The organism is Shimia sp. R9_3, assembly GCF_017743755.1.
Taxonomy (GTDB): domain Bacteria; phylum Pseudomonadota; class Alphaproteobacteria; order Rhodobacterales; family Rhodobacteraceae; genus Shimia.
Map to the genome: position 1 here is coordinate 485,627 of NZ_JAGHRP010000001.1, position 25,528 is coordinate 511,154.

General features: G+C 57.5%; 21 protein-coding genes. 13 read left to right on the plus strand and 8 right to left on the minus strand.

The window, feature by feature from the left end:
* Window positions 1-2 precede the first annotated feature (2 nt).
* On the minus strand, window positions 3-1,229 hold the full coding sequence (locus J7412_RS02245; protein ID WP_209076622.1) for an aminotransferase class I/II-fold pyridoxal phosphate-dependent enzyme: 1,227 nt from the start codon (window positions 1,227-1,229) through the stop codon (window positions 3-5).
* A 311-nt stretch (window positions 1,230-1,540) separates the two neighbouring features.
* On the opposite strand from J7412_RS02245, the gene J7412_RS02250 reads away from it, so the two are divergent.
* The 4 genes from J7412_RS02250 (at window position 1,541) to J7412_RS02265 (ending at window position 7,402) form a co-directional block, all read left to right on the plus strand.
* Window positions 1,541-3,319 carry an ABC transporter ATP-binding protein gene (locus J7412_RS02250; RefSeq protein ID WP_209076623.1) on the plus strand — a complete coding sequence of 593 codons (1,779 nt, stop codon included), beginning with the start codon at window positions 1,541-1,543 and terminating at the stop codon, window positions 3,317-3,319.
* Window positions 3,320-3,383: 64 nt separating this feature from the next.
* The gene (locus J7412_RS02255; protein ID WP_247743754.1) at window positions 3,384-5,216 is read left to right on the plus strand and encodes an ABC transporter substrate-binding protein; all 1,833 of its coding nucleotides are present in this window, start codon (window positions 3,384-3,386) and stop codon (window positions 5,214-5,216) included.
* Between the two features lie 9 nt (window positions 5,217-5,225).
* Complete coding sequence (locus J7412_RS02260) at window positions 5,226-6,254, plus strand: ABC transporter permease (protein ID WP_209058579.1); 1,029 nt, start codon at window positions 5,226-5,228, stop codon at window positions 6,252-6,254.
* A complete protein-coding gene (locus J7412_RS02265) occupies window positions 6,251-7,402 on the plus strand; it encodes an ABC transporter permease (RefSeq protein WP_209076625.1) in 1,152 nt (383 codons plus the stop codon). The genes J7412_RS02260 and J7412_RS02265 overlap by 4 nt, the downstream gene beginning before the upstream one ends.
* A gap of 58 nt (window positions 7,403-7,460) precedes the next feature.
* On the opposite strand, the gene J7412_RS02270 is transcribed toward J7412_RS02265, so the two are convergent.
* Complete coding sequence (locus J7412_RS02270) at window positions 7,461-7,925, minus strand: J domain-containing protein (protein WP_209076626.1); 465 nt, start codon at window positions 7,923-7,925, stop codon at window positions 7,461-7,463.
* A gap of 129 nt (window positions 7,926-8,054) precedes the next feature.
* Entirely contained in the window at window positions 8,055-10,529 is a 2,475-nt protein-coding gene (locus tag J7412_RS02275; protein ID WP_209076628.1) for a mechanosensitive ion channel family protein, read from the minus strand.
* A gap of 157 nt (window positions 10,530-10,686) precedes the next feature.
* Here J7412_RS02275 and J7412_RS02280 point away from each other — a divergent pair, with 157 nt between their 5' ends.
* Genes J7412_RS02280 through J7412_RS02315 form a run of 8 tightly spaced genes read left to right on the plus strand, consistent with a single transcriptional unit; the run spans window position 10,687 to window position 18,539 of the window.
* Window positions 10,687-12,003 (plus strand): nucleotide sugar dehydrogenase, encoded by a 1,317-nt coding sequence (locus tag J7412_RS02280; RefSeq protein ID WP_209076630.1) that lies wholly within the window; start codon window positions 10,687-10,689, stop codon window positions 12,001-12,003.
* Between the two features lie 36 nt (window positions 12,004-12,039).
* Window positions 12,040-13,263, plus strand: coding sequence for a glycosyltransferase (locus J7412_RS02285; protein ID WP_209076632.1), 1,224 nt, complete (start codon window positions 12,040-12,042; stop codon window positions 13,261-13,263).
* Window positions 13,260-14,507, plus strand: a complete 1,248-nt coding sequence (locus J7412_RS02290; protein ID WP_209076635.1) for a glycosyltransferase family 4 protein — start codon at window positions 13,260-13,262, stop codon at window positions 14,505-14,507. The genes J7412_RS02285 and J7412_RS02290 overlap by 4 nt, the downstream gene beginning before the upstream one ends.
* Before the next feature lie 4 nt (window positions 14,508-14,511).
* Window positions 14,512-15,591: a glycosyltransferase family 4 protein gene (locus J7412_RS02295; protein ID WP_209076636.1), complete on the plus strand. Its 1,080-nt coding sequence runs from the start codon at window positions 14,512-14,514 to the stop codon at window positions 15,589-15,591.
* Complete coding sequence (locus J7412_RS02300) at window positions 15,588-16,175, plus strand: histidine phosphatase family protein (protein ID WP_209076637.1); 588 nt, start codon at window positions 15,588-15,590, stop codon at window positions 16,173-16,175. Before J7412_RS02295 ends, J7412_RS02300 begins: the two co-directional genes overlap by 4 nt.
* Window positions 16,172-17,314, plus strand: a complete 1,143-nt coding sequence (locus J7412_RS02305; protein WP_209076638.1) for a glycosyltransferase — start codon at window positions 16,172-16,174, stop codon at window positions 17,312-17,314. The genes J7412_RS02300 and J7412_RS02305 overlap by 4 nt, the downstream gene beginning before the upstream one ends.
* Complete coding sequence (locus J7412_RS02310) at window positions 17,311-18,066, plus strand: polysaccharide deacetylase family protein (protein ID WP_209076639.1); 756 nt, start codon at window positions 17,311-17,313, stop codon at window positions 18,064-18,066. Before J7412_RS02305 ends, J7412_RS02310 begins: the two co-directional genes overlap by 4 nt.
* On the plus strand, window positions 18,063-18,539 hold the full coding sequence (locus J7412_RS02315) for a class I SAM-dependent methyltransferase (RefSeq protein ID WP_209076640.1): 477 nt from the start codon (window positions 18,063-18,065) through the stop codon (window positions 18,537-18,539). Before J7412_RS02310 ends, J7412_RS02315 begins: the two co-directional genes overlap by 4 nt.
* A 33-nt stretch (window positions 18,540-18,572) precedes the next feature.
* On the opposite strand, the gene J7412_RS02320 is transcribed toward J7412_RS02315, so the two are convergent.
* The 5 genes from J7412_RS02320 to J7412_RS02340 form a co-directional block, all read right to left on the minus strand.
* Window positions 18,573-20,228 carry a U32 family peptidase gene (locus J7412_RS02320; protein ID WP_209076641.1) on the minus strand — a complete coding sequence of 552 codons (1,656 nt, stop codon included), beginning with the start codon at window positions 20,226-20,228 and terminating at the stop codon, window positions 18,573-18,575.
* 134 nt (window positions 20,229-20,362) lie between these two features.
* A complete protein-coding gene (locus J7412_RS02325; RefSeq protein ID WP_209076644.1) occupies window positions 20,363-21,109 on the minus strand; it encodes a sulfite exporter TauE/SafE family protein in 747 nt (248 codons plus the stop codon).
* 38 nt (window positions 21,110-21,147) lie between these two features.
* Window positions 21,148-22,005 (minus strand): 3-keto-5-aminohexanoate cleavage protein, encoded by an 858-nt coding sequence (locus J7412_RS02330; RefSeq protein ID WP_209076646.1) that lies wholly within the window; start codon window positions 22,003-22,005, stop codon window positions 21,148-21,150.
* A 3-nt stretch (window positions 22,006-22,008) separates the two neighbouring features.
* Window positions 22,009-22,821, minus strand: a complete 813-nt coding sequence (locus J7412_RS02335; protein WP_209076652.1) for a TIGR03084 family metal-binding protein — start codon at window positions 22,819-22,821, stop codon at window positions 22,009-22,011.
* Window positions 22,822-22,917: 96 nt separating this feature from the next.
* On the minus strand, window positions 22,918-24,537 hold the full coding sequence (locus J7412_RS02340; RefSeq protein ID WP_209076653.1) for a carboxyl transferase domain-containing protein: 1,620 nt from the start codon (window positions 24,535-24,537) through the stop codon (window positions 22,918-22,920).
* A gap of 134 nt (window positions 24,538-24,671) precedes the next feature.
* On the opposite strand from J7412_RS02340, the gene J7412_RS02345 reads away from it, so the two are divergent.
* A complete protein-coding gene (locus tag J7412_RS02345; protein WP_209076654.1) occupies window positions 24,672-25,463 on the plus strand; it encodes a PaaX family transcriptional regulator C-terminal domain-containing protein in 792 nt (263 codons plus the stop codon).
* Window positions 25,464-25,528: the final 65 nt, after the last annotated feature.

Consider the following 25,528-nt stretch of genomic DNA (forward strand, 5'->3'; position numbering starts at 1 on the left):
GCTTATTCCGCGCTCATACGTTGCCGCAAAGCTGCGGCAGCCTCAGAAGCCTTCGCAACCGCATCGATCACGCGATCCAGATCGGCTTCGCTATGAGCGGCGGAGATGAAGAACCGGATGCGTGGCATGTCTTTGGGTACGCCCACATGCACCACGGGTGGCGCATAGATGCCCTGTTGCATGAGGGCTTCAGCGACAAAGACGCAGTCTTCGGGCGTTTCAAACAGGATCGGAACAACGGCCTCACCGATGGCGGTGCCAGTATCCAGGCCTGCTTCGGCCGCTTTGGTGAGGAAGCGTCGCGAGTTGGCGCGTAATTTGGCAACACGGCTTGGCTCATCCTTAAGGAGGTTGAGTGCCGCATGTGCGCTTGCAACCGTCGCAGGAGGCAGGCCTACGGAGTAGACAAAGCCCGGAAGACAGAACCGCATCCATTCGATGACGTCGGCATTTGCAGCAATGAAACCGCCAGAGGATGCGAAGCTTTTGGACAGTGTTCCAATAGCGATTTCCACTCGGTTGGGATCTTCGCCGAAGTGTTCACAAAGACCGCGACCGGTTTCGCCGAGAACGCCGTAGGAATGGGCTTCATCCAGCAAAAGCCACGCGTCACAGGCGTCTTTCATATCCAGCAGACGGGGCAGGTCGGTGATGTCACCGTCCATGGAGAACAGCCCATCGGTGCAAATCAGCACACGCCCGTGCTCCGCGCGGTGTTCGTGCAAAATGCGCTCCAGATCATCCAGATCATTGTGCGCATAGGACTCAAAGCGTGCTTTTGTGCCGCGTGCGCCTATGATGATGGAGTTGTGGGCAAGCTCATCGACAATCACGAGGTCGCGCGGGCCAAGCAGGAGGCCAAGCACGGAGACATTGGTGAGGTAGCCCGAGATCACTGAAAGCACGCCGCCGACACCGAGGAATTCGGCCATGTCGTTTTCAAGCGCACGATGGGCGAGCCGTTCACCGCCTACAAGGCGGGAGGCGCCCACGCCTGTGCCCTGCGCATCAATGGCCTCTTTGGCAGCACCTGTCGTTTTCGGATGATGCATAAGGCCGAGGTAGTCATAGTGCGACATGGACAGGAAACCATGTGGCCATTGTTCTGCCTTTGCTTCCAGATCATCGGTCGGAACAAAATAGGGATGGCCGTTTTCGATCAATGCGCGGCCGCTCAGACGAAAACGGCGTTCAGCAAAGGTGAGAAAGCTGGTGTTTTTGGTTTTCATCCAAGTCTCCGCAGCCTGCGCTGCGCTTATTTTTAGAATTCAAAAGTGATCCAACAGCGCGGCCTCCGCGGTGGGTTAGTCACGAAATTTTAATATGACCGCTTCGTGGCATCCGGTCCAGCACAATGCAAGGGCAGATTTCTTCGGGCGCATTGCTTTTGCGCTTGTGTGGCTTGGTGAACGCCATTTGGGCAGATCGTGAACATAAGCCGTTTCTAGATGCTTGCTCCTACAAGAATAATCATGTTCAGATGAAACGGAACGCGCCGCCGCAAGGTGGATTAAAAAGAGCGTGGCAGGGGACTATTGCTTTGACAGCACTATTAACTGTGCGAAATCTTACAATTGGCTTTGAAAAAGCCAAACCTGTGGTGGATGACGTCAGTTTTTCAGTCGCCGCCGGAAAGACCCTCGCGCTGGTAGGCGAAAGCGGGTCGGGGAAGACCTTGAGCTGTCGCGCGGCTTTGCGGATTTTGCCTGCGGCTGCCCAGTTGCGCGGTGGTCAGATCGAGTTTGCGGGACGTGGCGGAGATGCGCCGATCGACATCACCAAACTGAGCGAACGCAAGATGCGCAGTATTCGCGGCAATCGGATTTCGATGATTTTTCAGGAGCCGATGCGCTCGCTGTCCCCGCTGCACCGCATTGGCAACCAGGTGTCTGAAGCGCTGAAGTTGCATCATGATTTTGACGCGGCCAAGCGCAAGAAACTGGTTCTTGAGAAGTTTGAGCGCGTTGGCTTTCCAAGCCCTGAACGCGTCTACAATTCCTATCCGTTTGAGCTCTCAGGCGGGATGCGCCAACGTGCTATGATTGCGATGGCGATGGTTGGGCGGCCTGATCTGCTGATTGCGGACGAGCCGACAACCGCGCTTGATGTGACAACGCAGGCGCAGGTTTTGGGGTTGATCAAGGATCTTCAGGCCGAGACCGGCATGGGAGTGATTTTGGTGACCCATGACCTTGGCGTGGTGGCCAATATGGCGGACGATGTGGTGGTGATGAACCGTGGCCGCGTCATGGAGGCGGGGCCTGCCCCCCTGATCCTGCGCGATCCGCATCACCCTTACACGAAAGACTTGATGGCAGCGGCACCGGAAATTCCGGCCACGCCGGCAGATCGACCAGATGAGGAGGAACGCGACTACATCCTTGAGATGCGGGACGTGAACAAAACCTATGAGCTTAAGGCCTCCTCACCTTGGGGTGCCAAATCCGTGGTAAATGCCGTCCGAGGTGTGGACTTTGGGGTGGAGCGCGGCAAAACACTGGCGGTAGTGGGTGAATCCGGATCCGGTAAAACCACATGTGCGCGCATGGCGCTCGGTGCGGAGCGCGCGGATAGCGGGGCCTCAATCCTGTTTCGCGCAGAGCCCGGCGCTGAGCCAGTCAACCTTCAGGATTTGAACCGGGCGGAGCGCCTGGCGTTTCAGCGCAAGGCTCAAATGGTGTTTCAGGACCCCTACAGCACGCTTAATCCGCGCATGCGGGTGAAAGATGCGCTTTGTGAACCTCTGGAGATTCACAACATTGGATCTCCGTCAGAGCGTGTTGACCGGGCCGTGGAAATTTTGCGCTGGGTAGGGTTGAATGAAAACATGCTCACGCGCTTTCCACATGCCTTCTCCGGCGGGCAACGCCAGCGACTTTCCATTGCGCGGGCATTGATGCTTGGGCCGACGTTTCTGGTATGTGATGAGCCGACATCAGCACTGGATGTTTCTGTTCAGGAGCAGGTGCTGCGCCTGCTTGAAGACATTAGAGACCGTCTCAACCTCAGCTACCTCTTCATCAGCCACGATCTTGCTGTTGTGGCGCGGATTGCGGATGAAGTCGCGGTAATGCGCGCAGGTCTTGTGGTCGAGCAAGGTCCGCCAGAGCAGCTCTTTTATAATCCGCAACATCCCTACACCAAGGCGCTCATTGCGGCTCAGCCTGAGCCGGATATTGCGCGCCCCATCAACCTCAAGATCGTGGCACAGGGGGCAGGCGCGCCTTCCAGTTGGCCCGATGCTTTCCGCTTTGACGGTGTGAATGCGCCGCCGTTGCGAGAGACCGAGCCAGGACACAAGGTGCGTTACCATGCCTAAAAGACCGATCATTGCCTGCCTCTTTGCGGCCTGTTCTTTGCTGGGTGTCCACACTGCCTCAGCGATGGAGCTTCAGGAAAGCGGCTTTTGGCAATCAGATGTTTCTGCCGGAAATTTGCCGCCAGTTGCAGAGCGTGTGCCAGAGGCTCCAAAGACCGTAGATCTGTCTCTGCACAACCGGGAGCTTGGTAAGCAGGGTGGCACTTTGCGCACCATGGTCACGCGCTCCAAAGATGTTCGGCAAATGGTTGTGTACGGCTATGCGCGGCTTGTGGGCTACAACGAACGGTATGAGTTGGTCCCCGATATTCTTGCGGGTCTCGATAATGAGGACGACAAGAAATTCACCATGCGCCTACGCCCCGGCCACAAGTGGTCGGACGGTCATCCGTTTACATCTGAGGACTTCCGCTACTGGTGGGAGGATGTTGCAAACAATCCGTTGCTGTCTCCCTCAGGTCCTGTCGATTTCCTGAGAGTAGAAGGAGAGCTGCCAAAGGTCAGTTTCCCGGATGCACATACGGTTATCTATGAGTGGAGCAAACCCAACCCGCAGTTTTTGCAGATGCTGGCCGAGGCGCGCCCGCCGTTCATCTACCGCCCTGCGCATTTCATGAAGCCGTTCCATGCGGACTATACGGATGAAGAAGAGCTGAGTGAGCGGCTGTATGAGGCGCGTGTGCGCAGTTGGGCCGCGCTGCACAATCGTCAGGACAATATGTATAAGTTCGACAATCCGGATCTGCCTACGCTGCAGCCCTGGATCTTGGCGACGAAAGACGGCAAAAGCCGTTTCCTGTTTGTCCGCAATCCCTTTTACCACCGGATCGACAGCAATGGGGTGCAGTTGCCTTACATCGATGTTGTTGAGATGCAGGTGGTTGCGCCGGGTCTTGTTGCAGCAAAAGCCAATGCAGGCGAAGTGGATCTGCAGGCGCGCGGGCTGGACTTCAAAGACACTGCGATCCTGAAAAAGGGTGAGGCGCAAGGTAACTACAGCACCATGTTGTGGGGCAATGGCACGGCCAGTCAGATCGCGATCTATCCCAACCTGAACTACAACGACGAGGGCTGGCGGGAGACGCTGCGCGATGTGCGGTTCCGTCGTGCGCTGTCTCTGGCAATCAATCGCAAGATCATCAATCGCGGCCTTTACTTTGGCTTGGCCAAACAGGGTGGCATGACCGTTTTGCCGGTGAGTCCTTTCTTCAAAGAAAAGAACCGTGATGCGTGGGCCATTCGTGATCTGGATCAGGCCAATGCGCTGCTGGATGAAATGGGCCTCGATAAGCGCACCAAAGAAGGCTATCGCACGCTGCCCGATGGGCGCCCCGTGTGGGTGGTAGTAGAGACAGCAGGCGAGCGCCAGGAAGTTGAAAACGCGCTGCAGATTATCACCGACAATTGGGCGGAGATTGGCGTGAAGCTGATCATGCGCCCCTTGGAACGCGATATTTTGCGCAATCGGGTCTACGCCGGAGAAACCATGGCCTCCACTTGGTTTGGCTGGGACAACGGGCTGCCTCAACCGTACACCTCACCGGGCTACCTGGCGCCGTGGGATCAGGCCTTCCTCTCTTGGCCGAAGTGGGGGCAATACCATCAGACGCATGGTGAAGTTGGAGAGGCCCCTGATCTTCCTGCCGCGATTGAACTGAACGATCTCGCGCATCAGTGGACACAGGCCTACACGTCGGTGGATCGCGCCGTGATCTGGCAGCGTATGGTGGACATTCACGCTGACAATGTTTTTGCCATTGGCCTGTTGAACGGCGCGCCACAGCCGGTTGTTGTGTCCAATCGCTTGCGCAATGTGCCGGAGAAAGCCATTTGGGCTTGGTCTCCCGGTGCCCATTTCGGGGTGCATCGCCCTGATGAATTCTTCTTTGCGGAATAGGAGCAAGGAATGGCTCTGCTGCGGTTCGCGGTTTTCCGGTTTTTGACCATGCTTGCGACACTTCTGGTGGTGTCGGTGTTGGTGTTTGTCATCATCAACCTGCCGCCGGGCGACTATCTGTCCAACCAGATCAACGAGCTGCGCGCGACCGGGCAATCCAACGGGATCGCCAAAGCGGAGTTCCTTCGGCAGGAGTACTCACTCGACCAGCCTTTGTGGAAGCAATATCTGATCTGGGCCGGGTTCATGCAGGGGCCGCATGGTTTTGCGGGGCTGTTGCAGGGCGAGTTTGGCTGGTCCTTTGAGTTCGACAAGCCGGTTGCCGATCTGGTCGGCGGCGCGCTTTGGATGACGGTGCTGGTCAATCTGGCTGCGGTGCTTTTCATCTATGCTGTGGCTTTGCCGCTTGGCGTTCTGGCTGCGGCGAAATCCAAAACCTGGATTGACTATACCTCTGCGTTCATTGGCTATCTTGGTCTCGCGACACCGAACTTCCTGCTGGCGTTGATCCTGTTTTACTACGGCAACCGCTATCTCAACCTGCCGATTGGCGGGCTGATGGATCCGCAGTTTGAAGGTGAACCGATGAGCTTTGAAAAGATGAAATCGGTGCTGGTTCATTTGATCATTCCAACCTTTGTGATTGGCACCTCGGGTGCTGCGGCGATGATGCAGCGGTTGCGAGCGAACCTGCTCGACGAGCTTGGCAAACCCTATGTGGAAACAGCCCGCGCCAAAGGCATGAGTGAGCCGCGCATGCTCACCAAATATCCCCTGCGGGTGGCCTTTAACCCATTTGTCGCTGACATCGGCACGCTTTTGCCGTCACTGGTCTCCGGTTCGGTTCTGGTGTCTGTGGTTTTGGGGCTTCAAACCATCGGGCCGCTGCTGCTGTCTGCGCTTAAGTCGCAGGATTTGTTCCTGTCTGCTTTTGTGCTGATGTTTGTGGCGCTTCTTACGCTGATTGGCACGCTGGTGTCTGATCTCTTGCTCGCGCTGCTTGATCCGCGCATTCGATTTGGAGGGCGGGAGCGATGAGCATTCAGCCAGACGGGCGTTTTGTCGATCAAGCCCCGTATAATCCGGAAGCGGCTGCAGAGGCGCGCAGCGCCGAGTTGGACATGTCCAACGCGCGGTTGCTGTGGTTGCGGTTTAAGCAACATAAGCTTGGCTTGATCTCAGCCATTTTTCTGCTCCTTGCCTATCTGTCGCTGCCTTTTGCTGGCTTCATTGCGCCTTACGGGCCCAACGAGCGCTTGGAAGATTACATCTACGCCCCGCCGCAGCGGATGCATTTCATTCATGACGGCCGCTTCATAGGCCCGCATGTTTATCCGACCACTGCGGAAATGGATCTGGAGAGCTTTAGTTGGAAGTATGTGCCGGATACCGACACACCAATGATGCTTGAGTTCTTTTGCGAAGGGGCTGACTATAAGCTCGCAGGGTTCATTCCGGCCAACACGCATTTCTTCTGCGCTCCGGTGGGAGCGACCCTGTTTCTATTTGGTGCGGATCGATTGGGGCGCGATGTTTTCTCACGCATCCTTTATGGCGCGCAGCTTTCGCTGACCGTCGGGCTGGTGGGTATCACCGTTTCCTTTGTGATCGGGATCATTCTGGGCTCGATCGCTGGCTATTTTGGCGGCTTTCTGGATTGGTTCATCAACCGAGTGATTGAAGTCTTGCGCAGCCTGCCAGAACTGCCCCTCTGGCTCGCCCTGTCTGCGGCTGTGCCCTCTCACTGGGGGCCGGTGGCGGTATTTTTCATCATCTCGATCATCCTTGGTATTCTCGACTGGCCGGGGTTGGCCCGTGCGGTGCGCTCCAAATTCCTGAGTTTGCGGGAAGAAGAGTTTGTGAAAGCCGCTGAGATGATGGGGGCGAAGCCAAGCCGGGTGATCAAAAAGCACCTTTTGCCCAACTTCCTCAGTCATCTGATCGCCAGTGCAACGCTCTCGATCCCGGCGATGATTTTGGGGGAAACGGCGCTGAGCTTCTTGGGGTTGGGGCTGCGCGCGCCAGCGGTGAGTTGGGGCGTCATGCTGAACGATGCGCAGAACCTTGCGTCGATTGAGATCTATCCCTGGACGGCGATTCCGATGCTGCCGATCGTGATCGTGGTTTTGGCGTTCAACTTCTTTGGTGATGGTTTGCGGGACGCGATGGATCCGAACCGTAGCTAAAACTGAAAGAGGGTGGTACCGGACCACTCTCAGCGCTTTGGACTAAGTTGAGACAGCTTTAGTGGCAGACGGAAAAGAGTGGTCGCCGGGCGGCTGCGCTCAGCTTGCGGCGGGTTTCTTCAAAGAGAGAAGAGGCTGCATTCACCAGAGTCTGCTCTTCGCTATTCCACTTGGTCTCAGGTTCCTGTGGCGCTTCCGGTTCGGGTTGCGGCTCTTCCGCCTTTTCACGTTTGGTATGGGTTTGCGCGCGTGGCTTGGGCTTGGCTGAACGACGCGCCTTTTCTTTCTTTTTGCCCGTTTCTTGGGGCATCTCTTCCGCTTCAATCTTCGCGCGGTGATAGGCTAACGCGTCGAAGGCAGCGTTGATGTCAGCCATGCGTTGGCTGGCTTCTTCAGGGTCGTCTTTGGCAAGGTCCGGATGGTAGCGCCTGACAAGTTTGCGCCATGCGGAGCGCATCTCCTTGTCAGAGACATCCGGAGTCACTTCCAACAGCTCATACGCGTGCTCAATCTCAGGCGACATTCCACCCCCTTCGCGGCCCGATCCCATGGTCCGCAACAAATCCCACCATTTTGCTAGCGCATTTACCCTTTGTTTAAAAGCGCAGACGGGGCAAATGGTTAATCGTGGGGTGCTGACGCAGTGGCGCTATCAGCGGTCATCGCCGCCGCCAGAGGCCTCTTCCAGCGCATCCTCGTCAATGGCCGCTTCCACTGCGCCCACAACGGCGTCACGTTGTTTGGGGCTCAGCTCTTCGCCTTTGTCGTCATCGGCAATCCGCACCGTGACTTCGCGGTGGGCAAATTTGATACCTTCGCGGGCAAAGAGCTCGCGGATTTCCTGATAGACCTTTTTGCGCACCAGCCATTGATCGCCCGGTTTGGTCATGAATTTCACACGAATGATCATCGCGCTGTCCTGCATCTCGATCACGCCTTGTGATTTCAGCGGCTGGATGAAGTTGTGGCCGATCACCGGATCATCAAGTAATTCGACGCCGAGCTTTTTGACCAGTTTGCGCACCCGCTCCACGTCGGTGTCGTAGGTGACACGGAGCTTGAGTTTCATGATCACCCAATCGCGGGAGTAGTTGGTTAGATACTGGATTTCGCCAAAGGGAATGGTGTGCAGCGGCCCCAAGTGGTGGCGCAGTTGGAAAGACCGGACAGAGATCTTTTCGACCGTGCCTTTGACAGAGCCAATGTCGATGTATTCGCCTTTGCGGAAGGCGTCATCAAACAGGAAGAAAGCGCCGGAAAAGATATCCCGCACCAGGGATTGAGCGCCAAAGCCCACGGCAAGGCCGATAACACCAGCACCGGCGAAGAGTGGGCTGACGTTCACTCCCATTTCCAAGAGCGCGATCAGAACGATGGAGACCACGATGATCACCAGAATGAAGCTGCGGAACAGCGGAAGCAGCGTTGCGAGGCGGCTGGCACCAGTTGCGCCCCCCTCATCACCGGGCGTTGCGCTTACAGCATCGCCGCCCTCATCTTTGATTTTTGTGTCCACCCAGATGCGGAAGGCATGAAACACGATGTAGCCAATGAAACAGATCACAGCCACATCCAGCGTCTGATCAAAGATATTGGTCTGGACCATCATTTCTTCGGCGCCAAAAATATTGACCGCAGCATACAGGCCGGAAACAAGCGCCAATATCCCCGCAATCCGGCGCGCAAGGTCTTCAAAGGTGTGAATGCTGCTCGATTGCATGCGTTCCTGAAACGCACGCAGTTCGGCATCATCATCTTCGCTTTCCATGATGTCGCCGTCCAGAACCGGACTGGACACCGTCTCTGTTGCTATGCCGTCAATGGTTTCCTGTGCAGCTTCGGCGGCCAAGCGGGCGGCTTCCTGTTCCGCCTCAGCACGTTCCGCCGCTTCATTGGCTGCGCGGACTTTGCGGGCACGGTCAAAGTAGCGCTCGATGATGAAATTGAAGGTCGCATAGACCACAATCGTAGCTGCGAAAATCATATAGGCGCCAGCGATTGGCGGAATGGACAGCTCATTGCCCAGCACAATGTCAAAGGCTTGCTCCGTGAAGCCATAGATCACGTAGAGCAGGAAAACAGGCGCCCAAAGTGTGCTGATCAGCCGAATGGGTAGGCTGGCTTCAGGCAGGGCTTTGCCATTGCGAATGGCGTTGGAAATGGCTTCGCGGTTCACCACCACCATCGCGAGGTTACCAATGGCAAAGACGCTCAGCAAAACAAGCGTCATGGCTGCAAAGACATCGTAGTTCAGGCCAAGTTGCTTCAACCACTCCCCGAACACTGCGGTACAAATGTTGAGAGCACCAAGCGTAAACATCCAGCGGTGCAGGCGTTTTGCATCGCGGGTGGAAAAGCTGGGGATACGATACTGATCCAGATAGGGGGACAGGATCATGCGCCAGATCAGCGCGACAATGCGGCTGAGGGCGTAGGCCACAAAGATCGAGATCAGCGTGAAGCGGATGGCACTGTCTTCTTCACCTCCAATAACCGCTGTGATGATGAACCCTAGAATGGCGGCCACGACCATGGAGAACGCCACGCCAATTAGACCACCGACAAAGCGCACCACGAGGAAGGGCAACTTTTCGGAATAGCCTTGCGGTGCTTTTTGCACCATTGGCATCACAAAGCGGGCCGCGATTTTTGGGCCGTAGATTCTGCGCTCGGCGAGGGCTCCGAGCAGCAAGAAAACCAGTGACCACAAAAGAGTTCTGACAAAGGCCATGATGGTGCCATCAGGGCTGGAGGCGCGCAGGATAAAGCGGACCTCGTTGATGGCCGCGGGCAGGGCCTGCAAGCGCTTGAAAAAGATGCTCCGCACTTCATCGACTTCTGACTGCGCGCGCATGATGAGGGTGGCACCGTCAGTGGAGGTGTCGGAAGCTTGCGCGGAGCTGCTGGAGGCGGCACTTGCGCCGACAGTTTGCGTTGATCCGTCCGGCTGCAGGATGATGACTTGCATGCCGGTGTTCGCGGCTTCTTGCAAAAGTTGGCTCATGGCTGCGTTTTCTTCGGGCGCGGCGCTTTGAGCGGTGCTGGGCAAAAGGGAGGTTGCTTGAGCTGTTGCCATCAATGGCATCAGCAAAATGATGAAGATCATTGCAAACAATTGGCGCAGCATGGCGAATAACCCTCTCAAATCAGTCTTCTTTTGGTCTAGCCTTTGAGGCGGCGCCACGCAAATGAGATCATGTCACGTGTGCGGGTGTGGGCGAAACCACGCAGCCAGAGCGTTTTGGCGTGACAAGGGGTGGCAAACAGTTTAGCGGCTGAAACCAATGATAAAAGGTGCAGGCGAGCGGAAGGACCGGTTACAGGTGACCCTCAATACATCAGAGAAAATCGCTGTTTTGGGCTTGGGCTATGTGGGCTTGCCTTTGGCTCTGGGCCTTGCACGCGCCGGATTTGAGGTGGTTGGCTTTGACACCAATGCCAAGCTGATTGAAGGGCTAACTTCCGGGCGCGATCCAAACGGCGAGGTGGCGGTTGAGTCACTGGCGCAGACCACTGCGGTTTTCAGTGATGCCCCAGATGCGCTGAAAGGCTGCACGGCCTTTATCCTCTCAGTGCCGACGCCGATCACGGATGCAAAGGCACCTGACCTTGGCCCGGTACTGGGCGCTTGCGCGACCATCGCGCCGTATTTGACTGTGAATGCCTTGGTCGTTTTGGAAAGCACCGTGTACCCCGGCGTGACCGAAGAAGTTTGTGGCCCTGCGCTGGCGCAGGCCAGCGGGCTGGCAACAGGCAGCGAGATCAAGCTTGCCTATTCGCCGGAACGTGTGAACCCGGGAGATGCCGAACACACGCTGGAAAATGTGGTTAAAGTGGTGGCTGCGCAGGATGCGGAAACGCTTTCCCGCGTTGAGGCGATCTATGGGCCAGTGATCAAGGCAGGGTTGCACAAGGCCAGCTCGATCAAGACGGCAGAAGCGGCGAAGGTCATCGAGAACACTCAGCGCGATCTGAACATTGCTCTGGTGAACGAATTTTCGCTGATCTTTTCCCGTATGGGATTGGACACTCTGGAAGTTCTGGAAGCTGCCGGCACCAAATGGAACTTCCTGCCATTCAAACCGGGTCTTGTGGGAGGACACTGCATCGGTGTCGATCCTTACTATCTGACTTTCCGAGCGGAGCAATTGGGCTATCACCCTGAGGTCATCTTGGCTGGGCGTCGGATCAATGATCACATGGGACGTCATGTGGCGCAGGAGATGATCAAGGGCATGCTTGCCAAAGGCACCAACCCCTCGGGCGCACGTGTTTTGGTGATGGGACTTGCATTCAAAGAGAACTGTGCCGACACGCGCAACACCCGCGTGGCCGATATTGTGGACGAACTGAAGAGCTACAGCGTGGCCGTTGATGTCTGGGATCCCTGGGTCGATCCGGAGGCTGCAAGCGCCGAATATGGCATCACACCCATTCAAAAGGCTGAAAGCGGCGTCTATGACGGAGTTGTCGTGGCCGTTGCGCATCGCCAATTTGTAGAGATGGGGGCTGCTGCAATAAGAGACCTCGGAAAGCCTGAGGCATTGCTCTACGATATCAAAGGCGTATTGCCCAAATCCGAGTCGGATTTGCGGTTGTAACGAAGGGTGAGGCACGATTTGTCAGAAGCGCATTCGATGAAAGGCAACTTGGCGGCAAATGCGTCTCCGCGTGTGCTGCTGTATAGCCACGACACTTACGGGCTGGGCCACTTACGCCGCTCGCGTGCCCTCGCGACCGCTATCACGCAGGTGGACAGCCGTATTTCTGCGCTTATCCTGACCGGATCTCCTGTGGCCGGGCGGTTTTCCTTTCCGGACAATGTGGACCATATCCGCCTGCCCGGTGTGACCAAAACACTGGATGGGAACTACGAAAGCGAGCGCTTGGGTCTTCATATCGACGAAACCACTGCGCTGCGCGCCGGGTTGATCAAGGCAACTGTCGAACATTTCGATCCAGATGTGCTGATTGTGGATAAAGAGCCGACCGGCTTTCGCGGTGAGCTGTTGCCCGCACTGGAATGGCTGAAGCTGAAGCGCAAGGCGCATCTGATCCTTGGTCTGCGGGATGTGCTGGACGAGCCCATTGTTCTTGCGGCCGAATGGGCGCGCAAAGGTGCCGTTGAGGCAGCGGAGCGCTATTATGATGAGACCTGGGTTTACGGTCTGCGCTCGATTTATGACCCGACAGCGGGTTTGGAGCTGACCCAAGAGTTTCGCGATAAAATGACCTTCACTGGCTATCTGCAGCGCGAAGCCTTTAGCGACGATGAACCCCCGTCTGAGCCCTATATCCTCGTCACCCCCGGTGGTGGAGGTGATGGCGCTGGCATGGTGGATCTGGTGTTGTGCGCCTATGAAGCAGACCCGGATCTCTCTCCGCGCGCGCTGTTGGTTTACGGGCCGTTTCTATCTGGCGAAGTGCGTGCAGACTTTGAGGCGCGCGTAGCCAAACTGAACGGGCGCGTGCATGCGGTCGGCTTTGACAGCCGCATGGAAACCTTGATGCAAGGCGCGCAGGGTATCGTATCGATGGGAGGCTATAACACTTTTTGTGAAGTGCTCTCCTTTGACAAGCCTGTGGTGATTGTCCCGCGCACCCGCCCGCGTATGGAGCAACATATCCGCGCGAGCCGGGCTGAAAGCCTTGGTTTGGTGCGCATGCTGGACGAACGTCGTGATGGTTTCACGCCTGAAGCGATGATCGCCGCCATTCGTGGCATTCCGCACCAACCGAAGCCGAGCGGTGCCTTTGTGCCGGGGCTTCTTGACGGGCTGAATGTAGTGTCTGAGCGTACACTTGCCATGTTGGGGCTCTCTGAGCCAAACACAAAGCCGCAAACACAAGGCGTCGCATGACTTCTCAAAGACCGAAGGTGGCGGTGGTGGTCAAAGGCTGGCCCCGCCTTTCAGAGACGTTTATCGCGCAGGAATTGGTGGCGCTGGAAGAAACTGGCTATGATATGGCGCTTTGGTCGCTGCGGTTTCCCACAGACAAGAAACGCCATCCGCTGCATGATCGTTTGAAAGCGCCGGTGCATTATCTGCCGGAATACCTGCACCAAGAGCCCCTGCGCGTGTTGCGCAGCGTCTTGGCAGGCATGTCCAAGCCAGAGTTTTGGAAAGCTGCGGCCATTTGGCTTAAAGACTTGCGACGGGACATCTCGCGCAACCGTGTGCGTCGCTTTGGGCAAGCCTGTGTCTTGGCGCGGGAATTGCCGCGCGATATTGATGTCCTCTATGCCCATTTCATGCATACGCCTGCGTCTGTCACGCGCTATGCCGCGATCATGCGGGATTTGCCTTGGTCGGTCTCAGCCCATGCCAAAGATATTTGGACCTCACCCGAATGGGAGAAACGGGAGAAGTTGCAGGCGGAAACGCATGGCGCGGCCTTTCTGGCGACCTGCACAGGCGTGGGGGCGCGTCACCTGAAAGAGCTGGCAGATCGGGATGACCGCGTGGAATTGGTCTATCACGGGCTGGACCTGACACGATTTCCAGAGCCCCCGAAGCCTCGCGAACCTGATGGGATGGTACGCTTTCTTTCCGTAGGGCGGCTTGTGGAAAAGAAGGGTTTTGATCGTTTGATTGCGGCCCTCGCGCTGCTGCCTAAAGATTTGAACTGGCGATGGGAGCATATCGGCGGAGGTGGATCCGGCGCGGTTTTGAAGGCGGAAGCGGAACGACTGGGTATCGCGGACCGCATTGTCTGGCGCGGCGCGTGTGACCAGCCCGAGGTGATTGAGGCCTTGCGTGCCTCAGATGTTTTTGTGCTGCCAAGTCGCGTTGCTGTGGATGGGGATCGGGATGGCTTGCCTAACGTGTTGATGGAGGCCGCGAGCCAGAAGCTGTGCCTGCTTTCCACGCCGGTATCTGCCATTCCGGAGTTCATCACCGATGGGGAGCATGGCGTGTTGAGCAGTGATGCTCCGGAGGCTTTGGCTGAGGCGATGGAGCGATTGGCCCGTGACCCGGCACTGCGCGCGCAGCTGGCCGAAGCGGCCTATGTACGGCTGACAACGTCTTTCTTGATGCAGCCGGGTATTGCGCAACTGGACGCGCGGTTGCAAGCTGCCGTGACGGCGGATCAGAGGGGGTAAAGCGATGGGGCGGATTGCATTTTATGCGCCCTTAAAATCGCCAAACCATACGGTTCCGTCTGGTGAGCGCGAAATCGCACGCAACCTCATGCGGGTATTGAGCTCAGATAGCGCTCAGCCTGTGCTGGTGTCTGAGCTGCGCAGTTTGGACAAACAAGGGAGCGCCGCGTACCAATCGGTGTTGATCCAGCAGGCGCAAGAGGAAGCTGAAACCCTGATCACGCGCGGGCGTGGTGAAGGGTGGCAGGCTTGGGTGACCTATCACAATTACTACAAAGCGCCTGATCTGCTCGGCCCAACAGTCTCAAAGGCGCTTGGCATCCCTTACTTGCTGGTGGAGGCAACTCTTGCCAGCAAACGGTTGGGTGGGCTGTGGGATACTTTTGAGCGTGGGGCGATGGCCGCTTGCGAGGCCGCCGACGCTATTTTTTGTTTCACAGAGCGCGATGCCATGGCATTGCGCGCCACATTAGGCGCTGAGAAACTCGTCGGCCTATCGCCGTTTCTGGCAATGGAGACATTGCCGGAGCCAGCAAGTGCGCAAACTCAGAACGTGTTCATCGCGGGCATGATGCGCGCGGGAGACAAGCTATCTTCTTATCAGATTGCGGCAGAAGCGCTCCGACACATGGGGGATGCCCCTTGGCAGTTAGAGATTGCCGGAGATGGGCCAATGCACAGCGAAGTTGCCAAGATGATGGCTCCTTTTGGTGATCGCGTCCGCTTTTTGGGAGCGCTCGACGCGGCAGGTATGGCAGCAGCCTATGGGCGGGCAAAAACGTTCTTTTGGCCCGGCGTGAATGAAGCCTTTGGCATGGTTTATCTGGAAGCACAGGCGCATGGCGTGCCGGTGGTGGCGGAGGACCGTGCCGGCGTCAACGAAGTGGTCGAGGCAGGCGGATTGATTGCGCAGGGCGCACCAGAACAGCTTGCCGAAGCGCTTGGTCGCGCGCTCTACGATGATGCGCACCATAGGTTGCGATCTGAAGCGGCAAGGACTTTGGCGCAATCGCGGCATTTGCTCCCTGCAGCCAGAAATACGATCTGGGGTGCGTTGCATCCTCTGATGAAAGAGAGATCATGATCAGACTTGCGATGATGCGACATGGCCATACGGCTTGGAACCGGGCCCATCAAATTCAGGGACGCACGGACATTCCATTGGATGATCAGGCGCGTGGGGATTTGTCGGAGTTTGCCCTGCCTGCCCCTTGGGGAGAGGCCGATCTTGTGTCCAGCCCGTTGGCCCGTGCGCGAGAAACGGCAGAGATTGTCACGGGACGTTCCCCTGAAACGGTGGATGCGCTGACGGAGATGGACTGGGGCCAATGGGAAGGCAAGAAAGGTGTCGACCTGCAAGCCGATCCCAATAGCGGCTTTCGCGATATTGAGGCGTGGGGATGGGATTATCGCCCGCCAGAAGGGGAAAGCCCGCGTGAGGTTTGGGCGCGCATCGCGCCTTGGCTCTTTGCCCGCGAACGGGACACGCTTGCGGTTTGTCATATTGGTATCATGCGCATGATCTTGGCCAAAGCTCATGGCTGGAGCTTCGATGGTCCTGCCCCTTTCGCCGTGAAACGAAACCGACTTTTTGTGGTGGAACTTCAGGATGATATGATTAGGGTCGCAGACCCGGAGATAATTCGTTTGGAGAGGCGCAGCGTATGAAAGTACTGATCGTTGTTACCCACCTTTTAGGCACAGGGCATTTGTCTCGTGCCCTCAATCTGGCACGCGCCTTTGTGGCAGATGGGCATGATGCGGTTGTGCTTTCGGGAGGGCGTCCCGCGCCGCACCTCAACACCGATGATGTACCGTTGATTCAATTGCCTCCGGTGGCTTCTGACGGTGTGGAGTTCAAAAAATTATTGACTGATCAAAACCGGGTTGCTGACGGTGATTATCTGGAAGCGCGTCGCGCAATGGCGGTGAAAACCGTCAATGAGATGCAGCCCGATGTTGTGATAACAGAGTTGTATCCTTTTGGACGGCGCAGCTTGGCCAAGGAGTTTGTGGCTCTGCTCGAGGCGGCCCATGCACTTAAAACGCGACCCATTGTGCTGTCGTCGGTGCGCGATATTCTGGAGCCCCCCTCCAAGGTCAGCAAAGCCGGAGATACACGGGATCTGCTCAAGCAGTTTTATGACGGCGTGCTTGTGCATTCGGATGAAGAACTCACCACATTTGACGTGAGTTGGCCCGTTACCAATGATGTGCGAGCCATGTTGCACTATACAGGCTACGTTGCCCCAGCGGCACCGGTAGCAGTCGAGAATGGCCCTGGCGTCGGAGAGGTCATTGTCAGCACGGGCGGTGGCTCGGTTGGGGAAGAGCTTTATAGATGCGCCATAGCAGCTGCGAAACGCAGCCCGCTACGCTGGCGGCTGCTGGTGGGAGGTGCCGACAAGGACGCCCGAGTATCAGAACTGCAGGCGATCGCCAATGATCCCACCATCATCATCGAGCCGGTAAGCCCGGACTTTCGCCAGATGCTGTTGAACGCCGAAGCGACAGTCAGCATGTGCGGGTACAATACAGCGCTGGATGTGTTGCAGACTGGCGTACCCACGGTTTTCGTGCCGTTTTCTGATGCAGGCGAAGTGGAGCAGACGCTGCGGGCCCGCGCGCTGGCAAGACAGCCGGGCATTGAAGTCTTAAGTTCCGTGGATCTAACCCCTGATAACCTGCTTTCTGAACTGAAGCGGGTGTTGGCGCATGGGAGACAGCCGCCGACCGATATGCGCATGGATGGGGCTGCAGGAAGCGTGCGTATCGCCCAGCAACTGCTCGCGGAGAAGCGCGGGTGAAGATTGACTGGGGGCCGCTCAGGGCAGAATTTCGGGAGTGGCGTGCTGCCGGGCTGACATTGCCGTTCTGGTGGCGTGATGATGATGCGGTGGCCCCGACCGATGCGTTGGACCACCTCGGAGCGCTGAGCGCCGCAGTCGAGGTGCCCGTGCATCTGGCAATCATTCCCAAACAGGCGACCGCTGACTTGGCGCAGACACTCCACGACACGTTCGTGCCGGTTGTGCATGGATGGGCGCATCTGAGCCATACTCCTGCGGGGATCAAGAACGCGGAGTTCGGAGCCGGTCGCCCGCCTGAGGTGGCGCAAGCGGATTTGGCTACGGCGCTGGAGCAGATGACATCCCTGTTCGGAAATCGTTTGGCGATGATGTTTGTCCCACCATGGAACCGAATGGACGTGGCCTTGATGCCTGCTTTGGCGACGTTGGGATATGATGCGGTGTCCACCTATCAGCCGCGCAATCAGCCCTTTGCAGCGCCTGGTGTGGCGCAGATCAACACCCATCTGGATCCGATCTACTGGCGGGGCACCAGAGGGTTGGTGGCGCCGGAAGCCTTGGTTGCACAGCTCGTTGTCCTGCTGAAAGATCGGCGCGCCGGTCTCACAGACAATCACGAGGCCTTGGGATATTTGACCCACCATCTTGTGCACGACGACGATATCTGGAATTTTTCCGAACAGTTTTTGAAAGAGATTTGCGATGGGCCTGTGCGGCTCTATCGCCACGACCGAAAGGGCGAATTATGAGCCGATTGAATAGCATGATGCGCCGTTTGGCCGCTCAGGCGGATGGGCTGGAATGGGCCAATACCATGGTGGACAGCCTCAAGGGCGACTTTCTGGACATGGGCCTTGGAAACGGGCGCACCTATGACCACATCCGGGAAATCGCAGCAGATCGCCGCATCTGGGTGATCGATCGCGCGTTGAACTGTCACCCCTCCTGTGTGCCGCCTGAGGAAGACTTCTTGCAGGGCGAAGCCGAAGAGATGCTCAACAAGATGGCAACTGACGGCACCAAGATCGCTATGGCGCACTATGATTTTGGTTTTGGTGACAAGGCAAAAGACGTTGCCGAAGCTGCACGCCTCTCAGAGCTGATCAAAAAGATCATGTTGCCGGGCGGAGTGCTTGTGTCCGGTCAGCCTTTGGTGGGCTTTGAGCAAGTGCGTGGTCCGACAACCGTCGCGCCTGAACGCTATTATTTCTATAGAACATAAAGAAAAGCCCGGTCACTGACCGGGCTTTTTGCTTTACTCTGCTGCGGGGAGCTTCAGCTCTGTTGCCTCAGCGCGGCTGAGCATGGAACCCATCTTGCGCTCCTTCAGAACATCGCGCGCTTTGGCGTACATCGGGTCTTCCCAGAAGATCAAGCAGCCGTTGCACCCCTTGCCGCAGCAACCTTCCGTGCCTTTGCGGTTGGTCTTGAAGCGCTTGGTGTTGGTGTCAGCCTCAATTGCCTCCACCAGCGCATCACGCCGACGTTTATAAGCCGTTTCATTGGTGGTGTCCTTCACCTCCATCGCCAGCGCCGTCTTATCGAGTTGAAGGCGCTTCCATTGCTCATCGGTCAAGGCGCGCTCTTTGCGGATGACTGTCATGGGGGGGAAGTTGTTGCGCAGATCTTCGATGTCTTCATGCTCAAACAGGGAGAAGGGCATGCGGATCACGGTCTTGGTGGAGCCGTGAATGACGTCTTTTTTCTCTCCGGTTGCAGCGATCTCATAATCATAGGCGCGAAGCAGGATTGTATTGCGAGCTACGGGGGATACGATTTCCAACACGTCGCCCGGCTCGAGTTTGTTTTTGACCTCCACATGGAAGGCATCATCGACAACTTCGGTTACAAACCCCGCGTATTCCCAATGGGCAATTGCTTGGGTTTGCTCATAACCGTGGGCGAGATTGGTCAGGCGGCCCTTGTGGAACGCCAGCGTGTAGCCGCGGTTGCCCACAGTCTCTAGCTCGCTCATGTAGTCCGATGCGTCCCAATTTTCCGGATCTGCGTAGTAATCATCGATCGCCATGCGGTAGGCGCGCGCAACGATGGCGGCGTAGTATTCTGATTTACCGCGCCCTTCGACTTTGAGGCTGTCTACGCCAATGCGCAGATAGTCATCAAGTTTGGGCAGCAGACACAGATCTTTGGAGTTTAGGATGTAGCTGCCGCGCTCGTCTTCCTGAATGGGGAGGAACTCGCCGGGCCGTACGCCTTCTTCGAGCAGGAACTCAAACATGTGGATGTTGTCTTCATCCACGATCAATTCTTGCACGGTACCGTCTTTCAGACGCATGTGGAATTTGTAGTTCCAGCGGCAGGAGTTGGCACAGTTACCTTGGTTGGCACCGCGCTCTGCCATGAAGTTGGACAGCAGGCAGCGACCGGAATAGGTCATGCACATGGCACCGTGGACAAAGGCTTCGAGCTTGATGTCAGGGCATTTTTCGCGAATCTCTTCCAGTTCCGGGAAGCTGACTTCGCGCGCCAGCACAACAAGATCGGCGCCTTGGGACTGCCAAAACTGCGTGGTCAGCCAGCTTGCGATATTGGCTTGCGTGGAGACATGCAGCGGGATCTCCGGTGCCCGTTCACGGACGTATTGGAACACGCCGGGGTCGGAGATGATCAACCCGTCGGGGTTCACTTTACGCACTGTGTCGATGTATTCATCGAGTTTCGGGATATCTTTGTTATGGCTGAACAAATTCAGCGTCAGATAAGCGCGACGCCCGTGCTCATGGCAGAATTTTACGCCTTCGATCACGTCTTCTAGTGAGAACTCAGACTTCGTCCGAAGGCTCATGTCTGGCGTGCCGAGATAAACGGCATCCGCACCATAAAGGACGGCCATTTTGAGTTTACGGAGGTTGCCGGCTGGCATCAAAAGTTCGGATCTATGTTGGGTCATCGCGCGCGCTTTCCTGATCAGGGTGGCGTCATACACCGTTCCCCGTTTCGGGGCAAATGGGGATGAAAAGATGTATCTGCAATACGTCTGTTGTGTCGCGGTATCGCGGCGGTGCGGAATTCCAACGCGCTACTTTAGAAAAACGCGCCCACCCCGCCCCAGATGAGGCGCAATGCGAGCAACACGAGGATCACGTTGAGTATGCGATGAAAGCCGTGGTCGCTCATCTTGCCCAGCACCTGTTTGCCGACCCAAGTGCCAAAGGCACCCGATGCGATCAGGCCAGAAATCAAAAGCGCCCATTCTGCAAAGGCGAACCCCAAGAGGCCGAACATCGCAACCTTGAGCCCGTGTTGTACAGTCATCATTGCGGCTTGTAGGGCCACATGCTTGTGGCGATCGAGTTGCAAGGTTTTGACATAACCCGCCACAAAGGGACCGGTCGCGCCAAAGAACATCGTCAGGAAGCTGGACAGAAGTCCTGTGATCAGAGGCCAGCGCGACAGCCATTTGGGAGGTTTGGAAAACACCACCCAGAGGATGAAGAGTCCGACGACGGATTGGACAAGCCAGCCCGGCAAGCTGACCACAACGCTACCGCCAATGGCGACACCCGCGACGGAGCCGATGACAAAAGCAGGTAGGGCTGCCCAGATCACATAGCGCAGGAACATCAGCGCGCGGATCGCATTGGAGCCGAGCTGCACAACACCGTGCACTGGGATGATTGCGGCGGGTGGCAATAAGATTGCGCAAGCCCCCAGAAAGGCGACGCCCCCGCCAATGCCAAACGCAGCCGTGATGAACGACCCCGCGAAACTTGTCAGCAGCAGTGCGATGGCGGCAGCTTGGGCAAGGTCTGGCGGCAGCAAGTCGATCATCCGGTCACTATGGCGGGAAAGAGAACAAGATCAAGCGCCTAGGATATCCCCAAGATGGTGCGTGCCTCCTCCGGTGACGCAATCGCCCGACCTGCATTGCGCGCGCAGGTCGCAAGCGCTTCGATCAGTTGGCCATTGGAGCGCGTTTTCTCACCATCGGGCAGGTAGAAGGTGTCCTCAACACCGGTGCGCAGCATCCCGCCCAGATCTGCTGCCTTCTGGTGAGTTTCCCAGATCTCAGCGCGGCCGATCAGTGTGGCCTGCCAATGGCTGCCTTCCATGAGGTAGGGCAGTAGAAACTCTAAAAGCACTGGACTGACTGGCATACCGGAGGCGACACCCATCACGAGGTTGTACTGCGCGCGTTTGGTCATGCCGTTGGCAACATACATGGCAACAGAGCGTACGATACCAGTGTCAAAACACTCAAATTCCGGCAGGGTGTCCGTCTGAGCCATCACGTCAAGATGCTCCTGAATTTTGTCAGGAGTGTTTTCAAACAGCATCGGCGGCCAGGCCCAGTCCCCGTTTGCCCGCAGTTTCAGGTAGTTGAGCGAGCCCGCGTTGCAGGCGGCGATCTCCGGTTTCAGGGCGCGCAGAACATTGAGGGGGCCGGAGTAATCCGGCCCGATTGCGCCAGTGGTCGCGTTGATCAGGATACCCGGACAGGCATCGCGGATCGCGCCTACAATTTCCGCTGCCACCTGGGGATCCCAGCTTGGCAAATGACCTTTGCCCGGCTCTTGTTGCCGGAAATGGATGTGAATCACACTTGCGCCCGTATCCATGGCTTCTCTCGCGGAGGCGGCACATTGTGCCGGGGTGACGGGCACGGGGTGCTTTGCCGGGTCGGTTAGCACGCCATTCAGCGCGCAGGTGAGGATCGCCTTATCCATGGATCACCCGTGATCTGTGGCGCTCAGGCGGTGACGGCTGCCCGGCGCAGGAGGTGTTTCTGGCGGACCTGCAAAGCATTGCGCGTTGGCCATCCATGTCTGTGCCACGTTGCCGGAGGCAATTAATGAGGTATCGGCAAAAGCCCGAGTTTGTGTGACGACTGCAGCGAAGTCGACCGCCGGCCCGCTGATGGTGTTTTCGGTATCCTCACCAAAGGACCAGACGTCCCCGGACGGAGCAGTGAGAGAGAGTGTTGGCATGGCCTCAGGTATCGGCAGGCTGTGAACCTGATGGGACCAGCCGAATGTGTTGACCCCAAGTACAACGATGTTTTTGATCCGGTCCGCCTCGGCGCGGGTTTTGCCAAGCAGGTCGAAGATCTCAAAGCCATGCGCCCAGGTTTCCATCTGGCGCGCGGTGATCGAGGAGCGCGCTGACATGGAGGGCCCCACCCAGCTGAGCCGCGCTTTGGGATCCATGTCGCGCCAGCGGCGCGCCATTTCACGCGCTTTGTTGATCCATAGGCTCCGCAAAGCGGTGCCGCGTTCGGTGATCGCTTCATTTTCCGCGCCGCGCATGGAGCCGGTGTCTTTGAGTGAGGCCATGACGGCACCAACTTGTTTTTGCAGCGCGGCCTCATCGGTGGCGGAAAGATCGGCGGCGATGTTCCAGAAATGCAGATGCACAAGAACATCTTCGATGCTCCAGTCTTTGAATTGGGTTGTCATGCGCAACTCCGCGTCGCTCAGGTCTGCGATGGCGGCGTGTAGCGTTTCGGATTCGGCGAGGAAGTCGTCAGCTTGGGTGAGGGTCATAATTGGTCTTTCACGGTGGGGCTTCGTGCGGAGTTGATGCGCGGCTGAGTATCTTGATGTGGCGTGCGGACTTGGCTGAGGTCGGGGCAGGGCTCGTCACATCCGCGCTACACCAAAGCTGTTGGGGTTGAGGTTTCGACGTCGCGCCTCCGCCACGGTATCCAGGCAGAAGGCGATTACCTTGCGGCTTTCGCGGGGGTCGATCACGCCATGGTCAAGGACTTTCCCTGAGGTGAAGAAGGGGGAGCTCTGCGCATCAAAGAGATTTTCGATGGCCGCTTCCTGCTTCGCGATACGCGCTTCATCAAGCTCCACACCCTTGCGGGCAGCGCCAGCACGCGCCACGAGCGACATGGTTTTGGCGGCCTGCACCCCGCCCATGACGCCGGAGCGGGAGGTCGGCCAAGAGAACAAGAAGTCAGGTTGGTAGGCGATGCCGCACATGCCGTAGTTGCCCGCTCCGAAAGAGGCGCCGCAGTAGAGCGTGATCTTAGGCACACGGGCATTGCTGACTGCTTGGATCATTTTAGAGCCATGTTTGATCATTCCCGTCTGCTCATAGGCAGTGCCGACCATGTAGCCTGTGGTGTTGTTTAAGAACACAAGCGGCGTACCGGCCTGATCGCAGGCTTGTATGAAGTGGGTTGCCTTATTGGCACCCGCCGGATCAATTGGGCCGTTGTTGGCAATGATACCGACTGTATGGCCATGAATCTGAGCTTGGATACAGAGTGTGGCAGCGCCGAAGCCTGATTTGAATTCATCAAAATCTGAGCCATCCACCAGCCGAGCAACAAGTTCACGAGCATCATAAGGGGTGGTCCAGTCAGCCGGGACAACGCCCGCTATTTCGTCAGTATCATAGCGGGGGGTGTCAAAACTGCGGATATCAGGCATCTGCAAGTCTTTGTTCCAATCGAGCCGGGATATCACCCGACGGGCCAACGCGATGGCGTGAACATCATCTTCGGCCAGATACTCGACGAGGCCAGAGGTGGTCGCGTGCATTTCTGCTCCGCCGAGATTTGCGTCCTTGGCGACTTCGCCTGTTGCGGCATTTACCAAAGCCGCACCCGCCAGCGCCGCCATCCCGTTTTTCTTCACGCCGATCACATAGTCAGACAGTCCCGGCATATAGGCGCCACCGGCAGTGGAAGGACCATGCAGTACGGCAATGGTGGGCAGGCCTGCGGCAGAAAGGCGGGCGAGGTTGCGAAAGACACCGCCACCCAGAGCCCAATCTTCCACCCGGTAGTTCATCAGGTTTGCCCCTGCGCTTTCGACCAGATGCACAAATGGCAGCTTTTGGCGCAAGGCGATGTCTTGCGCGGACAGTATGGCTTGCAAAGACATTGGCGAAAGTGCGCCGGCGTTTATGCCGCTGTCGTCCACCACAACCATGCAGCGCACACCTGAGACAAAGCCGATCCCCATCAAAAAGGTCGCGCCGGGCAGGGAGGTGTCGGGATCGTCGGTGTCTTGGAGATAGCCCGCAAGGCTGTGTAGGCGCAAAAACGCCATGCCAGGGTCCAGCAGGCGTCCCAGGCGTTCGCGCGGGGTGATCTGCCCACGTGCGGCGAAACGTTCCTGGCGTTGTTCGGATTTATCTGCGGTCCGCTTCTCCAAGGCGCGCAGGTCCTCAACGGCCGTCAACATAGCGGTGCGGTTCGCGGCAAACTCCGGTGAGTCTGGCGAGATGGATGTGCTCCTCCACATGGGGGCTCCTCCTCCTGAAGCGGTCCCTATACCACCTCAGCATGGGCCGGGTCGGCACGCGCATCAAGGGAGAGTGCATGTGACGCAACGTGCCCCGCTTGTTGTTGCGCTGCAGCAAGCGTAAACTGGGGGTTATGCAACAGGTTGATCTGCAAGAAGATATCAACGCGGTGCGCGACTGTGGTCCGATCAAGGTTTGGTCGGTGGTCGTGACCATTTTGGGCGACCTCTTGCAGGATAAAGAGAGCTGGATTTCCGGACCTGTTCTGGATGCATTGGTGCGGCCGCTTGGGATCAACAATCAGGCATTGCGCGTGGCGCTGCACCGGCTCCGGCGGGACGGGTGGGTGGTTACCGAAAAGCGCGGACGTATGTCTGCGCATCGTCTGTCCGCAGAGGGATGGGCCGCGACGGAGCGCGCACGTCCACAGGTTTACGGTGCCAAGGGAAACGCCGCTGCGACCGTGAGTTTGTTGATCGGAGAGCCATCCTTAGCCGTCGCGGAGTTTGAGGCGCTTTTGCCTGCGGGTGCGGTGCCACTGTCGACCCGCAGCGCTTTGGTGAGCGATCTATCGGAGACCCCGCAGGGCTGCCTGCTGAGCGCCTTTGCGCCCAGTGATATGCCAGAGTGGGTTACGGAGACCGTGGCGCCTCAGGTGATGCGCGCGGAATATGATGAACTCGCCTCTGTCGTGGAAAAGGTGCTTGCGCATCCGGTGCCTGAAGACCTGTTTGACCGCACGAGCCTGAGGCTTGTGGTGTTGCATCACTGGCGCCGCCTTTGTTTGAGGCACGGGGCGGTGCAGGATCTGGTGTTGCCACGGGACTGGGAAGGCGCGCGCGCGCGGCAGATGGTCCTAAGGGCGTTTCAACACTTGCCGCGTCCAAATATTGACGCTTTGGAGCAGCGGGTGCCGCTGCGATAGTCCTTGGGGTTTAAAGCGCTGATGCGGTTTGATAAAGGTGGCGGGACGCAAGACGACTCCACGCA